The organism is Pseudomonas sp. FW305-E2 (genome assembly GCF_058782925.1).
In genome coordinates, this window is the sequence record NZ_JBYSYE010000035.1 from 58,624 (window position 1) to 68,634 (window position 10,011).

At 60.5% G+C, this 10,011-nt stretch carries 11 protein-coding genes; 4 read left to right on the top strand and 7 right to left on the bottom strand.

The window, feature by feature from the left end:
* Positions 1-70: 70 nt before the first annotated feature.
* From AC3WLP_RS21420 to AC3WLP_RS21435, 4 genes are all read right to left on the bottom strand, one after another.
* On the bottom strand, positions 71-1,429 hold the full coding sequence (locus tag AC3WLP_RS21420) for an aspartate aminotransferase family protein (protein WP_003248853.1): 1,359 nt from the start codon (positions 1,427-1,429) through the stop codon (positions 71-73).
* A 69-nt stretch (positions 1,430-1,498) separates the two neighbouring features.
* Positions 1,499-2,272: a gamma-glutamyl-gamma-aminobutyrate hydrolase family protein gene (locus AC3WLP_RS21425; RefSeq protein WP_088513718.1), complete on the bottom strand. Its 774-nt coding sequence runs from the start codon at positions 2,270-2,272 to the stop codon at positions 1,499-1,501.
* 84 nt (positions 2,273-2,356) lie between these two features.
* A complete protein-coding gene (locus AC3WLP_RS21430) occupies positions 2,357-3,703 on the bottom strand; it encodes a glutamine synthetase family protein (protein ID WP_014859679.1) in 1,347 nt (448 codons plus the stop codon).
* A gap of 27 nt (positions 3,704-3,730) precedes the next feature.
* The gene (locus AC3WLP_RS21435; RefSeq protein ID WP_004576758.1) at positions 3,731-4,285 is read right to left on the bottom strand and encodes a helix-turn-helix domain-containing protein; all 555 of its coding nucleotides are present in this window, start codon (positions 4,283-4,285) and stop codon (positions 3,731-3,733) included.
* 213 nt (positions 4,286-4,498) lie between these two features.
* On the opposite strand from AC3WLP_RS21435, the gene AC3WLP_RS21440 reads away from it, so the two are divergent.
* The 4 genes from AC3WLP_RS21440 to AC3WLP_RS21455 all read left to right on the top strand — a co-directional run bounded on the left by AC3WLP_RS21440 (position 4,499) and on the right by AC3WLP_RS21455 (position 7,646).
* Entirely contained in the window at positions 4,499-5,392 is an 894-nt protein-coding gene (locus AC3WLP_RS21440; RefSeq protein WP_088513735.1) for a LysR substrate-binding domain-containing protein, read from the top strand.
* A 99-nt stretch (positions 5,393-5,491) separates the two neighbouring features.
* The gene (locus tag AC3WLP_RS21445; RefSeq protein WP_088513717.1) at positions 5,492-6,196 is read left to right on the top strand and encodes an SDR family oxidoreductase; all 705 of its coding nucleotides are present in this window, start codon (positions 5,492-5,494) and stop codon (positions 6,194-6,196) included.
* An 81-nt stretch (positions 6,197-6,277) separates the two neighbouring features.
* Entirely contained in the window at positions 6,278-6,670 is a 393-nt protein-coding gene (locus AC3WLP_RS21450; RefSeq protein ID WP_012053136.1) for a GFA family protein, read from the top strand.
* 136 nt (positions 6,671-6,806) lie between these two features.
* Positions 6,807-7,646 carry an AraC family transcriptional regulator gene (locus AC3WLP_RS21455; protein WP_012053137.1) on the top strand — a complete coding sequence of 280 codons (840 nt, stop codon included), beginning with the start codon at positions 6,807-6,809 and terminating at the stop codon, positions 7,644-7,646.
* A 71-nt stretch (positions 7,647-7,717) separates the two neighbouring features.
* Here the strand turns inward: AC3WLP_RS21455 and AC3WLP_RS21460 are convergent, their stop codons facing one another.
* From AC3WLP_RS21460 to AC3WLP_RS21470, 3 genes are all read right to left on the bottom strand, one after another.
* Positions 7,718-8,692, bottom strand: a complete 975-nt coding sequence (locus tag AC3WLP_RS21460; protein ID WP_088513716.1) for a DMT family transporter — start codon at positions 8,690-8,692, stop codon at positions 7,718-7,720.
* A complete protein-coding gene (locus AC3WLP_RS21465) occupies positions 8,689-9,252 on the bottom strand; it encodes a TetR/AcrR family transcriptional regulator (protein WP_088513715.1) in 564 nt (187 codons plus the stop codon). The genes AC3WLP_RS21460 and AC3WLP_RS21465 overlap by 4 nt, the downstream gene beginning before the upstream one ends.
* 438 nt (positions 9,253-9,690) lie before the next feature.
* Positions 9,691-10,011: hypothetical protein (locus AC3WLP_RS21470; protein ID WP_103340260.1), on the bottom strand; the 321-nt coding region annotated here is incomplete at its 5' end.

The window sequence follows — 10,011 nt, forward strand, 5'->3', positions numbered from 1 at the left end:
CCGATCGAGCACCGCGAAGGCGGCGCTCGATCTCACAGGTGCTGAGAACAGCTAACCAGGCCCTCTGCCCTTACCGAACAGCCTCATAGGTCAGGTCCAGGCACTTGCGGGCTTTCTCCACCAGTTCGTCGATCTCTTCGATACTGATCACCAGCGGTGGCGCGATGATCATGGTGTCGCCTACAGCGCGCATGATCAGGCCGTTGTCGAAGCAGTGCTGGCGACAGATCATGCCGACACCTTTGCCTTCATAACGGGCCCGGGTGGCCTTGTCTTTCACCAACTCGATCGCACCGAGCATGCCCAGGCCGCGCACTTCGCCTACCAGCGGGTGGTCGGCCAGTTCGCGCAGGCGTTGTTGCAGATAAGGCGCGGTTTTATCGTGCACCTGCTGGATGATCTGCTCGTCACGCAGGATCCGCAGGTTCTCCAGGCCTACCGCTGCCGCCACCGGGTGGCCGGAATAGGTGAAGCCGTGGTTGAAGTCGCCGCCTTCGCTGATCACCTTGGCCACCTCGTCACGCACGATCACCCCGCCCATGGGGATGTAACCGGAGGTCAGGCCCTTGGCGATGGTCATCAGGTCAGGCTTGAGGTCGTAATAATCGGTGCCGAACCACTCACCGGTGCGGCCGAACCCGCAGATCACTTCGTCGGCGACGAAGAGGATGTCGTACCTGGCCAGGATTTCCTTGATCTTCGGCCAATAGGTCTGCGGCGGAATGATCACGCCACCGGCGCCCTGGATCGGCTCGGCGATGAAGGCGGCAACGTTGTCCACGCCAACTTCGAGGATCTTCTTCTCCAGTTGCTCGGCCGCCCACACACCGAAGTCGGCCTCGGTCATGTCGCCGCCTTCGCCAAACCAGTACGGCTGCGGGATGTGCACGACATCCGGGATCACCCCGCCCTGCTGGTGCATGCCACTCATGCCGCCCAAGGCGGCGCCCGCCACGGTAGAGCCGTGGTAGCCGTTGATGCGGCCAATGATGACCTTCTTGTTCTTCTGGCCCTTCAGAGCCCAGTAATGGCGGACCATGCGCAGCACGGTGTCGTTGCCTTCGGAGCCGGAACCGGTGAAGAACACGTGGTTCATGCCTTGCGGGGCCACCTCGGCGATCGCCTTGGCCAGCTCCAGCGCGGGCGGGTGCGCGGTCTGGAAGAACAGGTTGTAGTAAGGCAACTGCTTCATCTGCTGGCTGGCGACATCGGCCAGCTCATCGCGACCATAGCCGACCGCCACGCACCACAGGCCGGCCATGCCATCGAGAATCTTGTTGCCCTCGCTGTCCCACAGGTACACGCCCTTGGCCGAGGTGATGATGCGCGGGCCTTTCTCGGCCAGTTGCCTGACATCGCTGAACGGGGCCAGGTGATGGTCGCGGCTCATGGTTTGCCAGGCAAGGGTCTGCGAATTCTGTTCACTCATTGACTTCACTCCATCAAGTTGCGCAGCCGCGCTGCGAGGGTATTTTTTACAGGTGGGAAAGGCCGCTGCTCAGGCAGACAGCAACAGCCTCTGGCGCAGTACCGAGCGGTGCCGGCAGGCCTTGCCAAAGGACTGGAAGATGGCCAGGTAATGGGGGTTATCCATGACCTGGAACTCGGGGTGCCATTGCACACCCAGGGCAAAACCCTTGCTGTTCTCGACCGAAATCGCTTCCACCAGGCCATCGGGCGCCAGCGCTTCCACCCTCAGCCCGGGGGCCAGTACGTCGATGCCTTGGCCGTGGATGGAATTGACGTCGAATATTGCCGGCAAGCCCATACGGTCGAGCATGCCGCCAGGCTCTACATGCAGGGTGTGGCGCGGCCCATATTGCTTGTCGAGGGGCTCATCCTTGCCTTCACGGTGGTCCATGAACACGCCGGTCTCGTGGACCTTCTGGTGCAGGGTGCCACCCAGCGCCACGTTCATTTCCTGGAAGCCACGGCAAATGCCAAGTACCGGTACACCGGCGGCGATGGCGGCGCGCATCAGCGGCAACGTGGTGGCATCGCGCAGAGGGTCGTGATGGGTGCCCGCAGCACTGGCCGGGCCGTTGTAGTGGTATGGCTCGATGTTGGACGGCGAACCGGTGAAGATCAGCCCATCCACCACGTCAAGAATATCGGCGCTGTCCATCAGCTCACCGAGGCTGGGAATGACGATGGGCAGCCCACACGCCGCCTTGGCTGCCGCGCGCGCGTACTTCTCGCTGATGGTCTGGGTTGCATGCAGCTCAATCATGCTGGTGCATGCGGTAATGCCGATCACGGGCACACGTGGCATATCTTCCTCCGGCAAATCCATATTGCGCGTTGTATTGAAACGGTAGAAAGGGAGGGTGCAGCGTCGCTGTTCCAACCTCGGCACCTACAGGAACCAGCGGTATTCGCGGGCATCGATGTGGTGCATGAAGTCCAGTTGCTCCTGGTATTTGTTTTCGCAATAGACCATCACGAACTCGCTGCCCAGGCCTTCGTTGACCACCGGGTGATGACGCATGGCGGCCAAGGCGCTGAGGGCATCCTTGGGGAAGTCGATGCCGCTCTGGCGGTTGTCGTTCAGCGGGGCGATGGGCTCCACGCCACGATCCAGACCATGCTCCATCCCGGTCAAAATGGCCGCCAGTACCAGATACGGGTTGGCGTCGGCGCCAGCGAGGCGGTGCTCGATGCGCAGGTTGCGCGGGTCGGACTCGGGGATGCGGATGCACGCGTCACGGTCTTCGAAACCCCAGCTGGCCTTGCTCGCCGCGTTGACCATGGCGCCATAACGTCGGTAGGCATTGTGGTTGGGGGCAAAGATCGGCATGCAGTGCGGCAGCAGCTCCAGGCAGCCTGCCACCGCATGGCGCAGCTTGCGCTGTTCGCTTCCCGCCAGGATGTTATTGCCGGATTCGTCGTACAGGCTGACGTGCACATGCATGCCGCTGCCTGGCGCGTCCAGGTAGGGCTTGCTCATGAAGCTGGCACGGTAGCCGTGCTTCATCGCGATACCGCGGGTACTGCGGCAGAACAGTGCCGACCAGTCCGCCGCACTGAGGGCATCGTCGCTGTGCGAGAAGTTGATCTCGAACTGGCCTGGGCCCAGCTCTGCGGTGATGACGTTCGCCGGCACGCCCTGCTCGTTGGCGCCATCGACCATCTCGTGCAGGACCGACGAGAAGCGCGACAACCGCTCGATGTGCATGTTTGGCTGATCGTCTTCATCCTCGGTTGCCGTGTCACGTGGGTACTGCGGCAGGCCGTTATCAAGCTTGCGGTCGAACAGGTAGAACTCCAGTTCGAACGCCACCACCGGGCGGATGCCACGCTTGGCCAGACGCTGAAGCACACGCGCCAGCACTTCACGGGGCTCGAATTCGATCGGCTTTGCGGTGCCGTCGGATGTGATCAGCATCTGGGCGATCACTTCCTTCTCCCAACGCACCGGCTTCAGCGTACCCGGCACCAGGCGCCGGGCGGCATCCGGGTCGCCGTCGGCGAAGCAATAGTCACCAATCGGGTAAAGGCCGCCCTGGGTCCCCAGCAGCACGCAGTTCTGCGGCAGCTTCAGTGGCGCACCGGCTGCGACTTTTTCCAGCATGTCCATGGGGTAGCGCTTGCCGTAGAAGTGCCCGGGGATGTCCAGCGCAATCAGGTCGACATAGCGAATTGCCGGGTGTTCTGCTCGGAACGAGCGCACTTCAGCCAGCAGGTCCGGAAAGATGACACTCATCTTCTTATCCTTGTGAGGTGAACGAATTCAATTGAAGACCCAGAGCACACGGGTGGTTCTGTCCGTCAGGTTGGCGTAACGGAACGGCGCATGGGGTTGCAGCTGGAAGCAGTCGTTGGCTTGCAGGGTCACGGCATCGCCCTGGTCCAGCCACACCGTGAGTTCGCCCTCGAGCACGAAACAGCCCTGCTCGGAACGGTCGCTCAAGTACGCCTCCCCACTGGTGGCGCCCGGCTCGAGAAGGCTGTCGAGCATGGAGAAGGCGCCTGCGATGGTCGGCGAAGCCAGCACGTCGGTGATGCCCGACTCCAGGTACAACGTGCGCCGCTCGTGGGGGCGCGTGACCCAGCCAATGCTGCGGGGCTTGCTCAGGTTGTAGAAGTACGCGGTTGATACGCCGAGCGCTTCGCTGATAGCGGTGAGGTCTGCCACGGTCGGGCGCGAAACGCCGCGTTCGACCTGGGAGAGGAAACCCACCGAGCGGTTGATGCGCTCGGCCAGTTCACCCAAGGTCAGGTTCTTGAATTTGCGCAGGTCGTGAATAAGGATCGCGAGGGCTTCAACCTCTTCGTGTCTCTTCATCGTTTCGGACTGTCGTGAAATTTTTAGACTTATTTTTCATGAAAATTTACATGAAAAATTTCACGCGTCAAGCTGAACAATGAAAATGTGCAGCCGCCAACAGAGGGCTTGCTGCACAGCGTGGCGGCTTGCCTGCGGTGGCGCGGGTTTCTTTACAGGCGCTCGGCGAGTAGCCTCGTGGGTGAATCCTCCAGCCCGACCCTGTCCATCGCCATGCCAAACGGTTTCCCTGATTTGCCCTCACTCAATGCGCTACGTGTGTTCGAAGTGGTTGCCCGCCACCTGAACTTTCGCCTGGCCGCCGACGAGCTGGGGGTGACCCAGGCGGCAGTTGCACAACAGATACGCGGGCTGGAAGCGAGCCTGAACCTTCGTTTGTTCGAGCGCCTGCCCCGGGGCCTGGCACTGACCGATGCGGGGCTGGGCTACAGCGGCAGCATTCGCAACGCCTTGGCGATGATCGATGAGGCAACCCGCCTGCTGCGGCCACAGGCGTCTCATCTGACGGTCAGCGTGACACCGACCTTTGCCTCCAAATGGCTCATTCCCCGGCTGGGCCGCTTTGCGCACAGCCATCCGGACATTGATTTACGTGTACTGGCCACAGATCGGCTGTCCCACTTCAATACCGACGGCGTGGATCTCGCAGTCCGCTATGGCAAGCCCGACATCGGCGCGGGTTTGAACAGCGAGCTGTTGATGGAACAGCGTATCGTCGCCGTGGCCAGCCCAAGGTTGTTCGAAGCCAGCAAAGTCCCCACCAGCTTCGAGCAGCTTCAAGCGTTCACCCTGCTCCACGATGCCCATGATTTCTGGCCTCGGTTCCTTGCACAACTGTTCCCGCAACACGGGCAAGCCACTGCCAAAAACCTGCGGTTCAACCAGACTTCATTGGCCATCGATGCGGCCATCAGTGGTCAGGGTATTGCGTTGGCAAGCCTGGCGTTCGTCAGTGATGACCTCGTCGCGGGCAGGCTGACCCAGGTCTTCGCTCAGCAACTCAGGCTCGATAAGTCGTTCTATCTGGTATGGCCACGAAAGTTGCAGCAGCCGGAGTCGCTAGGCATTGTCCAGCGCTGGCTCAAGCAACAAGCAGGCAATAGTTAATCTACTGCCTTGGTGAAGTTTAGCTGTCTCCCTCGCGGCAACGACTGCTGCTAATTTTAGTGCACCTAAGCATTAGGCCATTAACGTTCCGGAGGCAGCATGTCAGTAGAAAAAGTTGCGATCATCACAGCAGGTGGCAGTGGTATGGGCGCGGCAGCGGCACGGCGCCTGGCCGCTGACGGGTTCAAGGTCGGCATCCTGTCCTCCTCGGGCAAGGGCGAAGCGCTGGCTGCCGAGCTTGGCGGTGTGGGTATAACAGGTAGCAACCAGTCGCTTGAGGACCTGAAACGCCTGGTCGATGCCGTGGTGGAAAAGTGGGGGCGCATCGACGTGCTGGTCAATAGCGCCGGCCATGGTCCGCGCGCGCCAATCCTGGAAATCAGCGACGAAGACTGGCACAAGGGCATGGACACCTATCTGCTCAATGTCATTCGCCCGACTCGCCTGGTGACGCCCTACATGCAGCGCCAGAAAGGGGGTGTGATCATCAACATTTCCACCGCCTGGGCGTTCGAGCCGAGTGAGCTGTTCCCGACGTCTGCAGTGTTCCGTTCGGGCCTGGCCGCATTCACCAAAATCTTCGCCGACCAATTCGCCGGGGACAACGTGAGGATCAACAACGTCCTCCCCGGCTGGATCGACAGCCTGCCGGCCACCGAACAGCGCCGCAACAGCGTGCCGCTCAAACGCTATGGCACCCGCGAGGAAATCGCCGCCACCATCGCGTTTCTCGCCAGCGAAGGCGCTGCCTACATCACCGGGCAGAACATCAAGGTCGATGGCGGCGTGACACGTAGCGTTTGATTGCCCGTTGGCCCGCAGGCCGGTCGACTGATCGGGCCAAGGTGTTTACGCTGGCGCTTTCCCACCAGCACGGAAGCGCCAATGACAGAGGCATACCAAGGAAGCTGCTTGTGTGCAGCAGTCTCTTACCTGCTACTCACCCCTCCCAAGGCAGTGACCCACTGCCACTGCAGCCAGTGCCGCAAAAGTCACGGCGCCGCATTCGCTTCGTACGGCAGTATTCCGCGCAGCATGCTGCGAATACTGCGCGGCGCTACCAGCATCAAGGCCTTCTCTTCATCACCGACGGTTACGCGCGAGTTCTGCACGGAGTGCGGCTCGACCTTGTTCTGGTCACGCGCCCAAGGTGAGTTTGCCGACTGGATTTCGATAGCACTGGGAACGCTTGATACACCGTTCCTGCCCAGGAAGCAGAAACATGTTTACGTCGACGCTGCTGCCCCTTGGTACTCACCCTGTAACCCTGACTCATAACGCTTGGCTGCACATCAAGCCACCCGATAGAGCAATCACGGCTAGGCACCTCGGTACCTGAACAACGGATGCTAGCGCTTACCGCACCTTCCAGAGATTCCGTTCGTTGACTGACTCACAGCACAACCCTAGCTACATGAAACGGTTCGAAACCGTGCTTGCCTACATCGACAGCCACCTCGAAGGCGATCTGTCGGTGAATGCCTTGAGCCGCATCGCCAACTTCTCGGCATTTCACTTCCATCGGCAGTTCACGGCCTACATGGGCGTTCCGGTTTCACGGTATGTGCAACTGATGAGGCTTCGACGCGCAGCGCATCAACTGGTCGCCTCGCCCGCGACGCCCATACTGGAGGCCGCATTCGGCGCCGGCTTCGAAAGCCCCGAAGCCTTTGCCAGAGCGTTCAAGCGCGCCTTCGGCATGGCGCCGAGCGCTTTCGCCAAGGCGCCGAACTGGCAGGCCTGGAGTGCGGTATTCAATGTTCCTCAGCGATCCAGGAGTATCACCATGCAGATCCGTATCGTGAATTTCGCCGAAACCCGCGTGGCCGCGCTCGAACACCAAGGGCCGCCCGGCCTGGTCAGCGAAAGCGTCGCGCGTTTTCGCCAATGGCGCATGCACAGCGGCCAGTCGCCTGTGGCCAGCAGCCGTACCTTCGGTATCCCCTACGACAACCCCGACACCACCCCGGCCCACGCCTTTCGCTTTGCCGTCTGCGGCGAGATAGACGAGGCAGTGCAGCCCAACGATTTCGGGGTGCATGAACGGGTAATACCGGCGGGGCGCTGTGCCGTGATTCGACATACCGGTTCGCCTGACTACATTGGCGAAACTATCTACCCGCTCTACCGTGACTGGCTGCCATCGAGCAACGAAGAACTGCGTGATCATCCGTTGTTCTTTGATTACCTGAGCGTGTATCCGGAAACGCCACTGGAGCAATGGCAGACAGACATCTACGTGCCGCTGAAATAGGCTGAGCCATGGACAGCGGGCGTAGCCAACTTGGCCAGCCCAGACGCATGGCCGGGCAACCGAGCCGGGGATCAGATACGTACCCTGGATGCCTCGCCATGTGTCTGGAGGCGTGTTTGCTTGCGGTAAAAGGCGTGAATAGCCCACACCACCCCGACGAACAACAAGCCTGTTCCAAGCGCTTCCATAGGAGACGGCCAGCGTTGGTTGATGAGCAGGCCCATCGTAGTTGCATAAATGGATCCGCTGGCGATCAATTGCCCGCTCAGCGCCAGCGGTAGACGCCGCGTTGCGATTGACCATGCCCAGGCACCTGCAAGGGTGGCCCCTAACCCCTGAATCAGCCCACAGACGATCAGCGCCTGAGTACCTGCCAATCCGCTCGGATGGCTAGCGAAATGAGACAGTTTCAAGTACAGCCCAACCGGGATGAACGCCAGCATTTCGACGCTGCACATGAAGATCAACATGGCTGACCACAACATGGGAGACATGCTTGGGCGTCGAGCCAAAGCACTTTCATTCAATAGACCAAAACCGGTCCAGAATGCGATTGCCAGCAACGATGCAAGCAGCCCAAGCAGTAACGATGCGGTTGGGAGCACTGCCGCCGCACGGCTAGCATCAAACACGCTCAGATTGACCAGGCTGATGCCCAGACCCGCCACCAGCAGTGGCCCGGCAATGGCGCGCCAGGGCACGCTGGCACTGCGCAGGTTGCCGGCAATCGCAAGCACGATCGGTACCGACCCCATCATCACCGGAGGGATCACCGGCCCGGCTGCCAAGACCGCAGTGGTGATCAGGAAGAAGTAGCCAATGTATCCCAAGAAGCCCAGCAGTGCGGCACAGGCCCAGTCAATCAGTCGCAATTGCCGCACTGCGCTACGGTAAACGAACAGCACCAGCAGGCTACCTAACCCGGCAAAGGCATAGCTCACCACCGCCAGGTCAAAAAGGCTGTAGTCACCGACCAGCCCCGGAAAGATGTAGAGCAGTGACCAGGAAAAGGTGGCGGCAATGGCCGCTAACAAGCCCAGGGTCATACGCCCTGCTCCTGCCTCTGGATCCAGCAATGAGCTATTTGTCGGGCAGTGTCGAATACCCGCACGTCCTGGCCCATCGCGCCGCTGACAAAACTGCCCTCCAGCAAGATAAACAGCCCCTGGGCAACTGCGTCAGGGTCGCTTATCCCGGCGCTCATGGCCAAGGCAGCAAGGTTTTCGCGTATCCCTTGCTTATGCCGGCTCACTGCCAAATGCACGGGGTGGCTAAACTGGGGGAATTCAGCCGCACTGTTGACGAACAGGCACCCGCGCTCGCTATCTTTTAAAAGAAAGCGCTCATACAGATCGAAAAAAGCGAGCATGCCACTGACCGGCTCAGGATGCCTGGCCAAGGTGCACGCTACCTCTTCACGCCAGCGTCGGTCACGCTCTTCAAGGCACGCCACTATCAGCGCATCCTTGGAGGGGAAATGGCTGTAGAGCGTCATTTTGGTAACACCCGCCATCGCGGCAATGGCCGTTACCCCCGTCACGTATACACCTTGCGACAGAAACAGCTTCAGCGCGGCATCAATCAAACGCTCACGGGTATTGTCCAATTCAAGGCACTCCGGCAAAGGGACGGAGCTGACTATACTGACCGGTAAGATTCAGGCCGCATCCAGATACGACCTGAAGCATGGCCGCTACGACACAGCGCGCAGCAGCAAAACGCAGGCCTGGCCAATCAGAAACTTGCTACGCCAGCTAAGCGCCCCCTGTACTTGGGATGCGAATCGGGGCTGTGTGGCTGATCGTGCCGTCTACCCGCTTGCGAAACACCGCTTGGCCCAACGTGTCTTGGGCATGCCGGTGGCAACTGTGTTTACCGAGATCGATCCCGACCCGTGCTGACTCGCTCGTGATGATGGCCTCCAAAACAAAACACTCTGCGAAAGCTTAGCCCTCGCAGGGTGTGGGGGTGACCCATTCATTTAGCCCGGCCTACGCTCGGCTTTCGTGCACGCTAAAGCCGGTACGGCATGGATGCGGTCAAATCATCGATCATTTTTTGAAGAAGACCCGACAGCGTTGCTGAGGCCTTTCGAATTATGATCGCCTGGCGTCGTTCGAGAGATGGCCGTGGACTTGGCCAAACCGCGAGTGTCCTTGGAGTGAGCGACACCCGAGGTGGTGGTGCCGTGACCGTTGTCGCTGTTGCGCGAGCTTCCGTAATGATTGCCGCTTACCCCATGATCGCGTGTCGCCTTTCCAGCGTGATCACTTCCAAGGCCCTTCCCGCTTCCACTATGCCCTCCCATGCCACCGCCATGTCCGGCGCCGTTTCCACCGCCATGTCCGCCGCCACCGCCATGACC

Coding starts and splice junctions, on each gene's coding strand:
- AC3WLP_RS21425 (WP_088513718.1), bottom strand. CDS start 2,272: ATGCCACGTGTGCCCGTGATCGGCATTACCGCATGCACCAGCATGATT.
- AC3WLP_RS21435 (WP_004576758.1), bottom strand. CDS start 4,285: ATGAAGAGACACGAAGAGGTTGAAGCCCTCGCGATCCTTATTCACGAC.
- AC3WLP_RS21420 (WP_003248853.1), bottom strand. CDS start 1,429: ATGAGTGAACAGAATTCGCAGACCCTTGCCTGGCAAACCATGAGCCGC.
- AC3WLP_RS21455 (WP_012053137.1), top strand. CDS start 6,807: ATGAAACGGTTCGAAACCGTGCTTGCCTACATCGACAGCCACCTCGAA.
- AC3WLP_RS21450 (WP_012053136.1), top strand. CDS start 6,278: ATGACAGAGGCATACCAAGGAAGCTGCTTGTGTGCAGCAGTCTCTTAC.
- AC3WLP_RS21440 (WP_088513735.1), top strand. CDS start 4,499: ATGCCAAACGGTTTCCCTGATTTGCCCTCACTCAATGCGCTACGTGTG.
- AC3WLP_RS21460 (WP_088513716.1), bottom strand. CDS start 8,692: ATGACCCTGGGCTTGTTAGCGGCCATTGCCGCCACCTTTTCCTGGTCA.
- AC3WLP_RS21430 (WP_014859679.1), bottom strand. CDS start 3,703: ATGAGTGTCATCTTTCCGGACCTGCTGGCTGAAGTGCGCTCGTTCCGA.
- AC3WLP_RS21445 (WP_088513717.1), top strand. CDS start 5,492: ATGTCAGTAGAAAAAGTTGCGATCATCACAGCAGGTGGCAGTGGTATG.